This window comes from Kosakonia sp. HypNH10, from assembly GCF_029850615.1.
Taxonomy (GTDB): Bacteria; Pseudomonadota; Gammaproteobacteria; order Enterobacterales; family Enterobacteriaceae; genus Kosakonia; species Kosakonia cowanii.
In genome coordinates, this window is record NZ_JAOTIU010000003.1 from 359098 (window position 1) to 373053 (window position 13956).

A 13956-nucleotide genomic window follows, 5' to 3' on the forward strand; every position below is an offset into this window, starting at 1 on the left:
AATAAAAAACCCGCCGAAGCGGGTTTTTTTATGACGCTATATCATTAAGCGGGTTTCTTGGCTTTTTTGTCAGCTTTAACCGGTGCAGCTTCCACTTTTGGCGCGGCAGCGGCTTCACCCTCTTTATATTCGCGACCGTAGAAGGTATCCAGCAGGATCTGCTTCAGCTCTGCGATCAGCGGGTAACGCGGGTTCGCGCCGGTGCACTGGTCGTCAAACGCATCTTCAGAAAGTTTGTCGACGTTGGCCAGGAAGTCCGCTTCCTGCACGCCAGCTTCGCGAATTGATTTCGGAATACCCAGTTCCGCTTTCAGGCTCTCCAGCCAGGCCAGCAGCTTCTCAATTTTTGCCGCGGTGCGGTCGCCCGGTGCAGAGAGACCCAGGTGATCGGCAATCTCTGCGTAACGGCGGCGTGCCTGCGGACGGTCATACTGACTGAACGCGGTCTGTTTGGTCGGGTTGTCATTCGCGTTGTAGCGGATAACGTTGCAGATCAACAGGGCGTTAGCCAGACCGTGCGGAATATGGAACTGCGAGCCCAGTTTGTGCGCCATGGAGTGACACACGCCGAGGAAGGCGTTAGCAAACGCGATACCGGCGATGGTTGCGGCACTGTGGACGCGCTCACGGGCAACCGGGTTTTTCGACCCTTCGTTATAGGAAGCCGGCAGGTTCTCTTTCAGCAGTTTCAGTGCCTGCAACGCCTGACCGTCGGAGAACTCAGAAGCCAGTACAGAGACGTACGCTTCCAGCGCGTGGGTTACCGCATCCAGGCCACCAAAGGCGCAGAGGGATTTCGGCATATCCATCACAAGGTTGGCGTCAACCACCGCCATATCCGGGGTGAGGGCGTAATCCGCCAGCGGGTATTTCTGGCCGGTGGCATCATCGGTAACCACCGCGAACGGCGTGACTTCAGAACCGGTACCGGAGGTGGTGGTCACGGCGATCATTTTCGCTTTGACGCCCATTTTCGGGAACTTGTAGATACGTTTACGGATATCCATAAAGCGCAGCGCCAGCTCTTCGAAGTGAGTTTCCGGATGTTCGTACATCACCCACATGATTTTCGCGGCATCCATCGGGGAACCGCCGCCGAGGGCGATAATCACGTCCGGCTTAAAGGAGTTCGCCAGTTCAGCGCCTTTACGCACCACGGTCAGTGTCGGATCCGCTTCCACCTCGAAGAACACTTCAGTTTCCACGCCCGCAGCCTTCAGCACGGAGGTGATCTGGTCAGCATAGCCGTTGTTGAAGAGGAAACGGTCGGTCACGATCATCGCGCGTTTGTGACCATCAGTAATCACTTCATCCAGCGCGATAGGCAGAGAGCCGCGGCGGAAGTAGATTGATTTCGGAAGTTTATGCCACAACATGTTCTCAGCTCGCTTAGCAACGGTTTTCTTGTTGATCAGGTGCTTAGGACCAACGTTTTCTGAGATGGAGTTACCACCCCATGAACCACAACCCAGAGTCAGGGAAGGCGCAAGTTTGAAGTTGTAGAGGTCACCGATACCACCCTGAGAAGCCGGGGTGTTGATAAGGATACGCGCGGTTTTCATCATCTGGCCGAAGTGGGCCACACGCTCAGGCTGGTTGTCCTGGTCGGTGTAGAGGCAGGAGGTGTGCCCGATACCGCCCATGGCGACCAGTTTCTCTGCTTTCACGACCGCATCGTCGAAATCTTTCGCGCGATACATTGCCAGCGTCGGAGAGAGTTTCTCATGGGCAAACGGCTCGCTCTCATCCACAACGGTAACTTCACCGATGAGGATTTTGGTGCTTGCCGGTACGCTAAAGCCCGCCAGTTCAGCAATTTTGTGCGCCGGTTGACCGACGATAGCCGCGTTGAGTGCGCCATTTTTCAGGATGATATCCTGAACCGCTTTCAGCTCCTGGCCCTGCAGCATGTAGCCGCCGTGGCTGGCGAAACGCTCACGCACTGCGTCATATACGGAGTCAACAACCACAACAGACTGTTCAGAAGCACAGATCACGCCGTTATCGAAGGTTTTCGACATCAGCACAGACGCAACAGCACGTTTGATATCGGCGGTTTCGTCGATAACCACCGGGGTGTTACCCGCGCCAACACCGATTGCCGGTTTACCAGAACTGTAAGCGGCTTTCACCATGCCCGGACCACCGGTCGCGAGGATCAGGTTGATATCCGGGTGATGCATTAAAGCATTAGAGAGTTCGACGGAAGGTTGGTCGATCCAGCCGATAAGATCTTTTGGCGCACCTGCTGCAATTGCAGCCTGCAGCACAATGTCCGCCGCTTTATTGGTGGCATCTTTTGCACGCGGGTGCGGAGAGAAGATGATTGCGTTACGGGTTTTCAGGCTAATCAGTGATTTAAAGATTGCAGTAGAAGTAGGGTTAGTGGTCGGGACGATACCGCAGATAATGCCGATAGGCTCAGCGATAGTAATCGTGCCGAAAGTATCATCTTCCGATAATACGCCGCAGGTTTTCTCATCTTTGTACGCGTTGTAGATATACTCAGAAGCAAAGTGGTTTTTAATCACTTTATCTTCAATGATACCCATGCCGGATTCAGCTACGGCCATTTTCGCGAGGGGGATTCGAGCATCTGCGGCAGCCAGGGCGGCGGCGCGGAAGATTTTATCTACTTGCTCTTGAGTAAAGTTGGCATATTCACGCTGGGCTTTCTTCACACGTTCAACGAGTGCGTTCAGTTCAGCGACATTAGTAACAGCCATAATGCTCTCCTGATAATGTTTAAACTCTTTTAGTAAACCATCTGCGCAAACTGTCAGTATAGTCAGCGCCGCCACAGGTTGCGTAAAGCTATGTAAGACAACAAGTTACAAAGCATAATGCCGCTGGTTTACTAAAAGAGCCTTAACGAACCGGGAGCAATTATTGACATTTCTGCTCTCTATTCGTGGCATCAAGATTACCCACTTCTGAGTAATTAATGCGTGATCCATATCAAGTTTTAACGAAGCTGACACCTTTCAGCCTGCCCATTTTCAGTGAGTTGTATCAATTGTTAACGGTTCCCCGCAGAAGATGGCTCGGATTTTTCACATCTAGCTCAACTCAATAACACCCTGTTTTATCAGGGTTATTGGTGCATGAACTGATGGACTCCAGAAAAAAATCGCGTATCTTCTGCATGGATTTTCCTGTCACGCTATTGTTTCTAAGGTACTGGCGATAACGCGGAGCTTGCTGTGGATCACTTTGGGTTTGATATTCCTCTCTATTTTAAATTTTTCGTCGGTCTTTTTGCGCTGGTGAACCCGGTTGGCATCATCCCGGTTTTTATTAGTATGACCAGCTATCAAATGGCCGACGCCCGCAATAAAACCAACCTTACCGCGAATGTCTCAGTCGCTATCATTCTCTGGACGTCACTCTTTCTGGGCGACACCATCCTGCAACTGTTTGGTATCTCGATTGACTCTTTCCGCATTGCCGGCGGCATTCTGGTCGTTACCATCGCAATGTCGATGATCAGCGGCAAGCTGGGGGAGGATAAACAGAATAAGCAGGAGAAATCGGAAACCGCTATTCGCGAAAGCGTGGGCGTGGTGCCGTTAGCGTTGCCATTAATGGCAGGGCCGGGGGCAATCAGCTCCACCATCGTCTGGGGGACGCGCTACCACACGCTTGCACATCTTATCGGCTTCTCAGTAGCGATTGCGCTGTTCGCGCTCTGCTCATGGGGGCTGTTCCGCATTGCGCCCTGGCTGGTGCGCCTGCTCAGGCAAACCGGTATTAACGTCATTACGCGTATTATGGGGCTGCTGCTGATGGCGTTAGGCATTGAGTTTATTGTTGCCGGCGCGAGGTCGCTTTTCCCTGGTCTGCTGAATTGATTCATTCTTTCATTTATATAGGTTTTATTTTTTCCTGAGCGCGAGAACATTGCGCTTTCGAATGTAAGCCTGCTCGCATAATTAGCAAAAGATATGAAGAATCAGCAGAAGGGCGGCAGGCATAACAAATTACAATAATCAGAAAAGCTGTTTTCTATCATAGAATTATAAGTTTCATGAATCATTGATGTCTGCATTTTGAGCAATTAAATCTGTTATTTCTCTCACATCATACTATTGGGCTTGCCGAGTCATTATCGAAATGATATTAGTACTTTCAATCTCCTCGCAGAGTAATGTGCTAAAAAGTAGTCAATTGTTGATTTTTTGTGCAAACTTCTGCGAAGGCAGCCAACAAGCATCACAAGGCGGTGATGCTTCTTTATCTGATTGATAATTAATAAGAAAAAACCAACAGGGAGACGCAGTCGTCATCTCGCTGCGGCTGTCGCTACGCCGTAAAAGAGAAATGGTTAACAAATTTGCAAAATGTATTGGCGGCGGTCTCGGGCATTTGTTATTTTCCGGCGAATGTCTTTATCAGCCTCATAATTTACAGCGTAAAGCGATTTGTTGAGAATCGTTTTCAATTAGAAAATAAATAGCATGAATACAACGCGGCTCGACAGGGGAGGCGCGTTAATGAATCGACGCGAGATTGCCGTTCGAGCGATCCGTAATAAAAAAGTCGGTGATAGCAGAAGTAAAAAAAAGATGTCTGAAAGCGCCAAAAGCTCCTGCGCTATTCAGGCCCCCGAACAGGGGATGATACAGCTGGCATAAATGTCGGTAATTATAATGATTGGAGTCACAACACAATGTCCATCATCACAAAGAAAAGCGTAGTTGCAGCGGGTATTTTAGCAGCGCTAATTTCCGGTAACGCCGCCTTCGCGGCCGACGTACCGGCTGGCGTTCAACTGGCGGAAAAACAGACGCTGGTGCGCAATAACGGTGCTGAAGTGCAATCTCTCGATCCGCATAAAATCGAGGGCGTTCCGGAATCAAACGTTAGCCGTGACCTGTTTGAAGGTCTGCTTATTTCCGATGTTGAAGGCCACCCGACTGCCGGTGTTGCTGAAAAATGGGAAAACAAAGATTTTAAAGTCTGGACATTCCATCTGCGTAAAAACGCAAAATGGTCAGACGGCACCCCGGTTACCGCCCATGACTTCGTCTATAGCTGGCAGCGCCTGGCAGATCCTAAAACGGCTTCTCCGTACGCCAGCTATCTGCAATATGGCCATATCGCCAATATCGATGATGTTATCGCCGGTAAAAAACCGACCAGCGAATTGGGCGTAAAAGCGATCGATGATAATACCTTCGAAGTCACGCTGAGCGAGCCGGTTCCCTATTTCTATAAACTGCTGGTTCACCCGTCCGTTTCCGCTGTGCCAAAAGCCGCGATTGAAAAATTTGGCGATAAGTGGACCCAGCCTGCAAATATCGTTACCAACGGCGCTTATAAGCTGAAAGATTGGGTGGTCAACGAACGTATCGTTCTTGAGCGCAACACCAATTACTGGGACAACGACAAAACCGTTATTACCCAGGTAACCTACCTGCCAATCTCTGCAGAAGTGACGGACGTTAACCGCTACCGCAGCGGCGAAATCGACATGACCTATAACAACATGCCGATTGAACTGTTCCAGAAATTGAAAAAAGAGATCCCGAAAGAAGTTCACGTCGATCCGTACCTCTGTACTTATTACTACGAGATCAACAACCAGAAAGCGCCATTCACTGACGTTCGCGTGCGTACCGCCCTTAAACTGGCGCTGGACCGCGATATCATCGTTAATAAAGTGAAAAACCAGGGCGACCTGCCTGCTTACAGCTACACCCCGCCGTATACCGATGGTGCAAAACTGACCGAACCGGCCTGGTTCAAAATGACCCAGGAGCAGCGTAACGCCGAAGCGAAAAAACTGCTCGCCGAAGCGGGTTACACAGCGGACAAACCGCTGAGCTTCAGCCTGCTGTATAACACCTCCGATCTGCACAAAAAACTGGCGATTGCCGTTGCCTCTATCTGGAAGAAAAACCTCGGTGCCAACGTCAAGCTGGAGAACCAGGAGTGGAAAACCTTCCTCGACACGCGTCATCAGGGCACCTTTGATGTTGCACGTGCCGGCTGGTGCGCGGATTACAATGAGCCGACCTCCTTCCTGAACACCATGCTTTCAGACAGCTCGAACAACACCGCGCACTATAAGAGCCCGGCGTTTGATAAGCTGATCGGCGACACGCTGAAAGTGACCGACGAAGCGCAGCGCGCTGAGCTTTACTCCAAAGCTGAACAGCAGCTTGATAAAGACTCCGCCATCGTTCCGGTCTACTACTACGTGAACGCCCGTCTGGTGAAACCGTGGGTGGGTGGCTACACCGGTAAAGACCCGTTAGATAATATCTACGTGAAAAACTTGTATATTATCAAGCATTAATGGCAATGAGTGGGGCAGGGCAACCTGCCTCACAGTGTCTTATTTTTATCGCACCAGAACACACATCGGTCGCAGACGGCACTTGGGTTGTCTGAAAGAGAATGTGTAAAAGGCACAGGCCAGAAGGTACGGGCAATGTTGAAATTTATCCTGCGTCGCTTTCTTGAAGCGATTCCAACACTCTTTATTCTGATTACGATTTCGTTCTTTATGATGCGTCTTGCGCCGGGAAGTCCTTTTACCGGTGAACGTGCGCTTGCGCCGGAAGTAATGGCCAATATCGAGGCGAAATACCATTTAAACGATCCCATCACCACCCAGTATTTCAGCTACCTGAAACAGCTGGCGCATCTGGATTTTGGTCCGTCGTTTAAATACAAAGATTACACCGTGAATGACCTGGTGGCGGCGAGCTTCCCGGTTTCCGCCAAATTGGGCGCCGCGGCGTTTATCCTCGCGATTGTGTTCGGCGTGACGGCAGGCGTTATTGCCGCCTTGAACCAGAACACCAAATGGGACTACACGGTAATGGGGTTAGCCATGACCGGGGTAGTGATACCCAGCTTCGTTGTAGCTCCTCTGTTAGTGATGATATTTGCCATTGTGCTGCAGTGGTTACCGGCCGGCGGCTGGAATGGCGGGGCACCTAAATTTATGATCCTGCCGATGGTCGCGCTCTCGCTCGCCTATATCGCCAGCATCGCGCGTATCACCCGTGGTTCAATGATTGAAGTGCTGCACTCCAATTTCATCCGCACCGCGCGCGCGAAAGGGCTGCCGATGCGCCGGATCATCTTCCGTCACGCGCTGAAACCGGCGCTGCTGCCCGTGCTCTCCTATATGGGCCCGGCTTTTGTCGGCATCATTACTGGCTCCATGGTTATCGAAACGATTTATGGCTTGCCGGGTATCGGCCAGCTGTTCGTGAACGGCGCGCTTAACCGCGACTACTCGCTGGTGCTGAGCCTGACGATTCTGGTCGGCGCGCTGACCATCACCTTCAACGCGATTGTTGATGTGCTCTACGCCATCATCGATCCGAAAATTCGTTATTGAGACTGGAGTTCGCCATGATGTTAAGTAAGAAAAACAGCGAGGCGCTGGAAAACTTCAGTGAGAAACTTGAAGTCGAAGGGCGTAGCCTTTGGCAGGATGCGCGTCGCCGCTTTATGCACAACCGCGCGGCGGTCGCCAGCCTGTTTGTACTGGTGCTGATTGCGCTGTTCGTGACGCTGGCACCGATGCTGTCGCAGTTCAGCTACTTTGATACCGACTGGGCTATGATGTCTAACGCGCCGGATATGGAATCAGGACACTACTTCGGCACCGACTCCTCCGGGCGCGATCTGCTGGTGCGCGTTGCTATCGGCGGGCGTATCTCGCTGATGGTCGGCATCGCCGCCGCGCTGGTAGCGGTAGTTCTCGGCACGCTCTACGGTTCGCTCTCCGGTTACCTTGGCGGCAAAACCGACTCGGTGATGATGCGTCTGCTGGAGATCCTCAACTCCTTCCCGTTTATGTTCTTCGTTATCCTGCTGGTCACCTTTTTCGGGCAGAACATTCTGCTGATCTTTGTGGCTATCGGCATGGTCTCCTGGCTCGATATGGCGCGTATTGTGCGCGGCCAGACCCTGAGCCTGAAGCGTAAAGAGTTTATCGAAGCAGCGCAGGTGGGTGGGGTTTCCACCGCCAATATCGTGATGCGCCATATCGTGCCGAACGTACTTGGCGTGGTGGTGGTGTATGCCTCGCTGCTGGTGCCAAGCATGATCCTGTTCGAATCCTTCCTGAGCTTCCTCGGCCTCGGTACGCAGGAGCCGCTCAGCAGCTGGGGCGCGCTGCTAAGCGATGGCGCAAACTCAATGGAGGTTTCTCCCTGGTTGCTGCTCTTCCCGGCGGGTTTCCTTGTGATCACCCTGTTCTGTTTCAACTTTATCGGCGATGGCCTGCGTGATGCCCTCGACCCGAAAGATCGTTAAGGAGTGCCGTTATGAGCATGACTGAAACCGTAGTAGCGTCAACGACGCGGCAGCAAACGGACCTCCTGCTGGATGTGAAAGATCTCCGTGTGACCTTTGGCACGCCGGATGGCGATGTCACCGCGGTCAACGACCTGAACTTCTCCCTGCGCGCAGGCGAGACGCTGGGCATCGTGGGCGAATCGGGCTCCGGTAAATCCCAGACCGCATTTGCGCTGATGGGGCTGCTGGCCTCCAACGGGCGTATTGGTGGCTCGGCGCTGTTTAATGGCAAAGAGATACTGAATCTGCCGGAACATGCGCTGAACAAACTGCGCGCCGAGCAGATCTCAATGATTTTCCAGGACCCGATGACCTCGCTGAACCCTTACATGCGTGTCGGCGAACAGTTGATGGAAGTGTTGATGCTGCACAAAGGCATGAACAAAGCCGAAGCGTTTGAAGAGTCGGTGAAAATGCTCGACGCGGTCAAAATGCCGGAAGCGCGTAAGCGCATGCGCATGTACCCGCACGAATTCTCCGGTGGGATGCGCCAGCGCGTGATGATCGCCATGGCGCTGATGTGCAGGCCGAAGCTGCTGATTGCCGATGAACCAACCACTGCCCTCGACGTGACCGTGCAGGCGCAGATCATGACATTGCTTAACGAGCTGAAACGCGAATTCAACACCGCAATCATCATGATCACCCATGACCTCGGCGTCGTGGCAGGCATCTGCGATAAAGTGCTGGTGATGTATGCCGGGCGTACCATGGAGTATGGCAAAGCGCGCGACGTCTTCTATCAGCCGTCGCACCCTTACTCTATCGGCCTGCTGCATGCGGTGCCGCGTCTGGATGCCGATGGCGAAGCGATGTTGACCATTCCGGGCAATCCGCCAAACCTGCTGCGTCTGCCGAAAGGCTGCCCGTTCCAGCCGCGCTGTCCGCACGCGATGGAGATCTGTAATAACGCGCCGCCGCTGGAAGAGTTCGCGCCGGGCCGTCTGCGCGCCTGCTTTAAGCCGGTGGAGGAGTTAGTATGAACGCCGTAACCGAAGAGAGAAAAGTGCTGCTCGAAATCGCCGATCTGAAGGTGCATTTCGATATTAAAGATGGCAGACAGTGGTTCTGGCAGCCGCCGAAAACCCTGAAAGCGGTCGATGGCGTGACGCTGCGTCTTTATGAAGGTGAGACCCTTGGCGTGGTCGGTGAATCCGGCTGCGGCAAATCCACCTTCGCACGCGCGATTATCGGCCTTGTGAAAGCGACCGACGGGAAAGTCGCCTGGCTGGGGCGTGACCTGCTGGGCATGAAGCCGGATGAGTGGCGCGCCGTGCGCAGCGATATCCAGATGATTTTCCAGGATCCGCTCGCCTCGCTGAACCCGCGTATGACCATCGGCGAAATCATTGCCGAGCCGCTGCGCACCTATCATCCGAAGATGCCGCGCCAGGAAGTGAAAGATCGGGTAAAAGCGATGATGATGAAGGTGGGCCTGCTGCCTAACCTGATCAACCGCTATCCTCATGAGTTCTCCGGCGGTCAATGCCAGCGTATCGGCATCGCACGCGCGCTGATCCTTGAGCCGAAGCTGATTATCTGCGACGAGCCGGTCTCCGCGCTCGACGTGTCGATTCAGGCGCAGGTGGTCAACCTGCTGCAACAGCTACAGCGTGAAATGGGGCTGTCGCTGATCTTTATTGCCCACGATTTGGCGGTGGTGAAGCATATCTCTGACCGCGTGCTGGTGATGTACCTGGGCCATGCGGTAGAGCTGGGCACCTATGACGAGGTGTACCAGAATCCGCTGCACCCTTACACCAAAGCGCTGATGTCGGCGGTGCCGGTGCCCGATCCGGATGTCGAGAAGAACAAAACCATTCAGCTGCTGGAGGGGGATCTGCCATCGCCGATCAACCCGCCGTCGGGCTGCGTCTTCCGCACCCGCTGCCCGATTGCCGGGCCGGAGTGTGCGAAAACCCGTCCGGTGCTGGAGGGGAGCTTCCGCCACGCGGTCTCCTGTTTGAAGGTCGACCCGCTTTAAGCGAGGCATAAAAAAAGGGCTGACAACATGTCAGCCCTTTTTCTTTCCAGCGTTTATTCGCGCCAGAGAATATGGCACAGCTTATGGTCTTTCTCACGGCACAGCAGCACGCGCGCAAAGATATCATTCAGCTCACCGCCGTCCGTCTCCGCCAGGCCAATGACCACCTCAGCAAAGAAATCGGGGTTTAAATCGAAATCCACATGCTCCTGCCAGTCCTCGCCGGGATCGAACAGTTCTGCACCGCCACGCTCTTCAAACTGCAGGTTGAAAAGAATGATGTCCGCCGGATCCAGGTTGTCCGCCGCCAGTTCCAGGAAGATGTCGTACGCTTGCTCAAGCGTTTCATCTTCCGTCAGGCGGTTATTCAGGTCCATTTCCATAAATTACCTCATCACGTCTGTTGGGCACGTTTTACAGCAACGGACTAAAGAAGTAAAACAGTCGTTCAGCAATGCGGTGCCAGAAGGGGCGTTTTACCCATAAGCGCGCATCCAGTAAGCGCGAGCGCGAGATGTAATCATCCTGCACCGCCGCCAGATCGCCGCCAAATCCCGCATCGTCAATTACCAGCGTGATCTCAAAGTTGAGCCACAGGCTGCGCATATCGAGGTTCACTGTGCCGACCAGGCTCAGCTCGCCGTCAACCAGCACGCTCTTGGTATGCAGCAATCCGCCTTCAAACTGGTAGATTTTCACCCCGGCGGCCAGCAGCTCGGTAAAGAATGCGCGGCTGGCCCAGCCGACCAGCACGGAATCATTTTTGCGCGGCAGAATAATGCTCACATCCACTCCACGCTGCGCGGCGGTACAGATCGCATGCAGCAGATCGTCGCTGGGGACAAAGTAGGGGGTGGTCATGATCAAATATTCACGCGACGCATACACCGCCGTTAGCAGCGCCTGGTGGATCAAATCCTCCGGGAAGCCCGGGCCAGATGCAATGGTGTGAATAGTGTGCCCGCTGGCCTCTTCAAACGGCATGATATTGGCATCGGGCGGCGGCGGCAGAATGCGCTTGCCGGTCTCAATCTCCCAGTCGCAGGAGTAGACGATACCCATTGCCGTGGCGATGGGGCCTTCCATACGCGCCATCAGATCGACCCACTGACCGACGCCGGAGTCCTGTTTAAAGTAGCGCGGATCGACCATGTTCATGCTGCCGGTGTAGGCAATATAGTTATCGATCAGTACGATTTTACGGTGCTGGCGCAAGTCCATGCGGCGCAGAAAGACACGCATCAAATTGACCTTCAGCGCTTCAACGACATCAATGCCCGCATTGCGCATCATTCCCGCCCACGGGCTGCGGAAGAAGGTGACGCTGCCTGCTGAGTCCAGCAGCAGACGGCAGTGGACGCCGCGGCGCGCTGCCGCCATCAGCGACTCTGCCACCTGGTCGGCCATACCGCCGGGCTGCCAGATATAGAAAACCATCTCGATATTGTGGCGGGCGAGCTGAATATCGCGGATCAGCGCCTGCATTACGTCATCTGAGGAGGTCAGCAGTTGCAACTGATTACCTTTGACCCCGGCGATACCCTGGCGGCGCTCGCACAGCTTAAACAGCGAGGAGGCAACGCTGCTGTTCTCGGTGGCAAAGATATGGTTGAAGTGTTTAAGATCGCTGAGCCACTTGGCGGTGGAGGGCCACATCGCCCGCGCACGCTCCGCGCGCCGTTTACCGAGATGCAGTTCGCCCAGAGAGAGATAAGCGATAATGCCCACCAGCGGCAGGATATAGATGACAAGCAGCCATGCCATGGCCGAGGTGACCGCCCGGCGCTTCATCAGAATACGCAGCGTAACACCTGCAATAAGCAACCAGTAACCAACAACAATGAGCCAACTCATTACGGTGTAAAACGCGGACATCGACAAAAATCCTTTTACAATCTGTATTGGTTGAGTTTACGCATACGAATTCATCTGGCAAATAAAAACGCCGAAAAGCGCTGGCCTGAAAGAGGTGACGGACTATAATGGCGGCTTCTCTTTTGTATAGAGTTGTAACAATGAAGCGTAGTCGAACGGAAGTGGGGCGCTGGCGTATGCTGCGTCAGGTTGGCCGCCGGAAAGCGCGCTGGCTGGAAGCGCAGTCCCGCCGTAATATGCGAATCCACAGCATCAGGAAATGCGGCGTTAATCGCCATCGTAATGTGCTGCTGTTTGCCATCTACGATATCTGAATCCCGGGCACCGAAAAGGTGCCCGCGGTCGTTTATAGTCCCTTAGATTCAGGAGAAAGACGATGTTGCGTAAGCCGCGCGTCATCCGCTGGATGGATCGCTGCACGGGTATCGTATTCCTGCTTTTTGCTACCCGTTTAGCATTAAGCAAGCGTTGATGCCATGCGGGGCAATGGAGTGCATTGCCCCGTACTGACTTAAAAAACTTTCTTGTACGGTTTAACCGTCACAGTCTGATAGACGCCCGCCGCCACGTAGGGATCGGCTTCCGCCCAGGATTTCGCCGCTTCCAGCGATTCAAACTCAGCAATCACCGTTGAGCCGCTAAAACCTGCAACACCGGGATCGTTACTGTCGACTGCCGGCAGGGGACCTGCGGTTAACAGACGGCCTTCATCGCGCAGCAGTTGCAGGCGTGCGAGGTGGGCCGGGCGTACGGAGAGGCGTTTTTCCAGAGAATCGGCAATATCTTCAGCAAAAATAACGTATAACACAGAGCAAGCTCCTGTCTTTTCAGAAAGGCATAACGTAAGTGAAAGGTGGATTGACTGCAATGCAAAGATTGCAACCGGCAGGAGATCCTGCCAATTAACGGGGCTTTTTTACCCGTAGCAGCGATAAATTTGATCTGCACCAGGCTGGCTTGTTGAATATGATTGCTATTTGCATTTAAAATCGAGCCCTGGTTTTTTAACTGACACGATTATGACTTCAATGACCCTGGATTTACCTCGCCGCTTTCCCTGGCCGACGCTGCTCTCCGTCGCCATTCACGGTGCTGTTGTGGCGGGTCTGCTTTATACCTCGGTACATCAGGTTGTTGAACTGCCCGCGCCCGCGCAGCCTATCTCTGTCACCATGGTGTCGCCTGCGGAGCTGGAGCCTGCTCCCGCTCCGGCACCGCCGCAGCCGGTTGTCGAGCCGGAACCAGAACCGGTTGTTGAGCCAGAGCCAATCCCGGAGCCGCCCAAAGAGGCACCGGTGGTGATTGAGAAGCCAAAGCCAAAACCCAAGCCGAAGCCTAAACCGAAGCCGGTGAAAAAAGTGGAGCAGCCGAAGCGTGAAAGCAAGCCGGTTGAGCCGCAGCAGGCGAATCCGTTTGAGAACAGCGCTCCGTCACGTCCGGCGGCAAGCACCACGACTTCGACCGCGACAAAACCGGCACCGTCTGTTCCGGCAGGCCCGCGCGCACTGAGCCGCAACCAGCCGCAATATCCGCCGCGCGCACAGGCGTTGCGTATAGAAGGGCGCGTAAGAGTGAAATTTGACGTCACGGCCGATGGCCGCGTTGAGAATGTGCAGATCCTCTCGGCGCAGCCAGCGAATATGTTTGAGCGTGAAGTAAAAGCCGCGATGCGCAAATGGCGCTATGAGGCCGGTAAGCCCGGCTCGGGGCTGATCGTCAACGTGGTCTTCCGCCTCGATGGCGGCACCTCGATGGAGTAAGAAAAAAAGCCTCCC

At 53.9% G+C, this 13956-nt stretch carries 13 protein-coding genes and 1 pseudogene; 10 read left to right on the top strand and 4 right to left on the bottom strand.

Going from position 1 to position 13956, the window contains the following annotated elements; all coding sequences use genetic code 11:
* Positions 1-44: 44 nt before the first annotated feature.
* A complete protein-coding gene (gene adhE / locus N7V53_RS11115; RefSeq protein WP_279793404.1) occupies positions 45-2726 on the bottom strand; it encodes a bifunctional acetaldehyde-CoA/alcohol dehydrogenase in 2682 nt (893 codons plus the stop codon).
* 477 nt (positions 2727-3203) lie between these two features.
* Here adhE and N7V53_RS11120 point away from each other — a divergent pair, with 477 nt between their 5' ends.
* The 7 genes from N7V53_RS11120 (at position 3204) to oppF (ending at position 10306) form a co-directional block, all read left to right on the top strand.
* Entirely contained in the window at positions 3204-3851 is a 648-nt protein-coding gene (locus tag N7V53_RS11120; RefSeq protein WP_034812181.1) for a YchE family NAAT transporter, read from the top strand.
* Positions 3852-4493: 642 nt separating this feature from the next.
* The gene (locus N7V53_RS11125; protein ID WP_180344334.1) at positions 4494-4634 is read left to right on the top strand and encodes a hypothetical protein; all 141 of its coding nucleotides are present in this window, start codon (positions 4494-4496) and stop codon (positions 4632-4634) included.
* A 35-nt stretch (positions 4635-4669) separates the two neighbouring features.
* Positions 4670-6301, top strand: coding sequence for an oligopeptide ABC transporter substrate-binding protein OppA (oppA, locus tag N7V53_RS11130; protein ID WP_076769933.1), 1632 nt, complete (start codon positions 4670-4672; stop codon positions 6299-6301).
* A gap of 135 nt (positions 6302-6436) precedes the next feature.
* Entirely contained in the window at positions 6437-7357 is a 921-nt protein-coding gene (gene oppB, locus N7V53_RS11135) for an oligopeptide ABC transporter permease OppB (protein WP_054803454.1), read from the top strand.
* A gap of 14 nt (positions 7358-7371) precedes the next feature.
* Entirely contained in the window at positions 7372-8280 is a 909-nt protein-coding gene (gene oppC / locus N7V53_RS11140; protein WP_023478831.1) for an oligopeptide ABC transporter permease OppC, read from the top strand.
* Positions 8281-8291: 11 nt separating this feature from the next.
* Positions 8292-9305 (top strand): ABC transporter ATP-binding protein, encoded by a 1014-nt coding sequence (locus tag N7V53_RS11145; RefSeq protein ID WP_094419774.1) that lies wholly within the window; start codon positions 8292-8294, stop codon positions 9303-9305.
* Positions 9302-10306, top strand: coding sequence for a murein tripeptide/oligopeptide ABC transporter ATP-binding protein OppF (oppF, locus tag N7V53_RS11150; protein WP_023478603.1), 1005 nt, complete (start codon positions 9302-9304; stop codon positions 10304-10306). Before N7V53_RS11145 ends, oppF begins: the two co-directional genes overlap by 4 nt.
* Positions 10307-10359: 53 nt before the next feature.
* Here the strand turns inward: oppF and N7V53_RS11155 are convergent, their stop codons facing one another.
* Positions 10360-10689, bottom strand: a complete 330-nt coding sequence (locus N7V53_RS11155; protein WP_023478694.1) for an HI1450 family dsDNA-mimic protein — start codon at positions 10687-10689, stop codon at positions 10360-10362.
* Between the two features lie 31 nt (positions 10690-10720).
* A complete protein-coding gene (cls, locus tag N7V53_RS11160; protein WP_023478590.1) occupies positions 10721-12181 on the bottom strand; it encodes a cardiolipin synthase in 1461 nt (486 codons plus the stop codon).
* Between the two features lie 140 nt (positions 12182-12321).
* Here cls and N7V53_RS11165 point away from each other — a divergent pair, with 140 nt between their 5' ends.
* Both N7V53_RS11165 and N7V53_RS11170 read left to right on the top strand, forming a co-directional pair.
* Positions 12322-12495 (top strand): YciY family protein, encoded by a 174-nt coding sequence (locus tag N7V53_RS11165; RefSeq protein ID WP_023478828.1) that lies wholly within the window; start codon positions 12322-12324, stop codon positions 12493-12495.
* 62 nt (positions 12496-12557) lie between these two features.
* A pseudogene (locus tag N7V53_RS11170) lies at positions 12558-12653 on the top strand (LysE family translocator); the annotation flags it as partial.
* 39 nt (positions 12654-12692) lie between these two features.
* Here N7V53_RS11170 and N7V53_RS11175 read toward each other — a convergent pair.
* Positions 12693-12989, bottom strand: coding sequence for a YciI family protein (locus tag N7V53_RS11175; RefSeq protein WP_023478925.1), 297 nt, complete (start codon positions 12987-12989; stop codon positions 12693-12695).
* A gap of 220 nt (positions 12990-13209) precedes the next feature.
* On the opposite strand from N7V53_RS11175, the gene tonB reads away from it, so the two are divergent.
* On the top strand, positions 13210-13941 hold the full coding sequence (gene tonB, locus N7V53_RS11180) for a TonB system transport protein TonB (RefSeq protein ID WP_023478823.1): 732 nt from the start codon (positions 13210-13212) through the stop codon (positions 13939-13941).
* Positions 13942-13956 lie beyond the last annotated feature (15 nt).

Bases quoted from the DNA above. Each gene is read 5' to 3' on its own strand.
- N7V53_RS11155 (WP_023478694.1), bottom strand. From the start codon at position 10,689: ATGGAAATGGACCTGAATAACCGCCTGACGGAAGATGAAACGCTTGAG.
- oppB (WP_054803454.1), top strand. From the start codon at position 6,437: ATGTTGAAATTTATCCTGCGTCGCTTTCTTGAAGCGATTCCAACACTC.
- N7V53_RS11145 (WP_094419774.1), top strand. From the start codon at position 8,292: ATGAGCATGACTGAAACCGTAGTAGCGTCAACGACGCGGCAGCAAACG.
- oppA (WP_076769933.1), top strand. From the start codon at position 4,670: ATGTCCATCATCACAAAGAAAAGCGTAGTTGCAGCGGGTATTTTAGCA.
- tonB (WP_023478823.1), top strand. From the start codon at position 13,210: ATGACCCTGGATTTACCTCGCCGCTTTCCCTGGCCGACGCTGCTCTCC.
- N7V53_RS11125 (WP_180344334.1), top strand. From the start codon at position 4,494: ATGAATCGACGCGAGATTGCCGTTCGAGCGATCCGTAATAAAAAAGTC.
- oppF (WP_023478603.1), top strand. From the start codon at position 9,302: ATGAACGCCGTAACCGAAGAGAGAAAAGTGCTGCTCGAAATCGCCGAT.
- cls (WP_023478590.1), bottom strand. From the start codon at position 12,181: ATGTCCGCGTTTTACACCGTAATGAGTTGGCTCATTGTTGTTGGTTAC.
- oppC (WP_023478831.1), top strand. From the start codon at position 7,372: ATGATGTTAAGTAAGAAAAACAGCGAGGCGCTGGAAAACTTCAGTGAG.
- adhE (WP_279793404.1), bottom strand. From the start codon at position 2,726: ATGGCTGTTACTAATGTCGCTGAACTGAACGCACTCGTTGAACGTGTG.
- N7V53_RS11165 (WP_023478828.1), top strand. From the start codon at position 12,322: ATGAAGCGTAGTCGAACGGAAGTGGGGCGCTGGCGTATGCTGCGTCAG.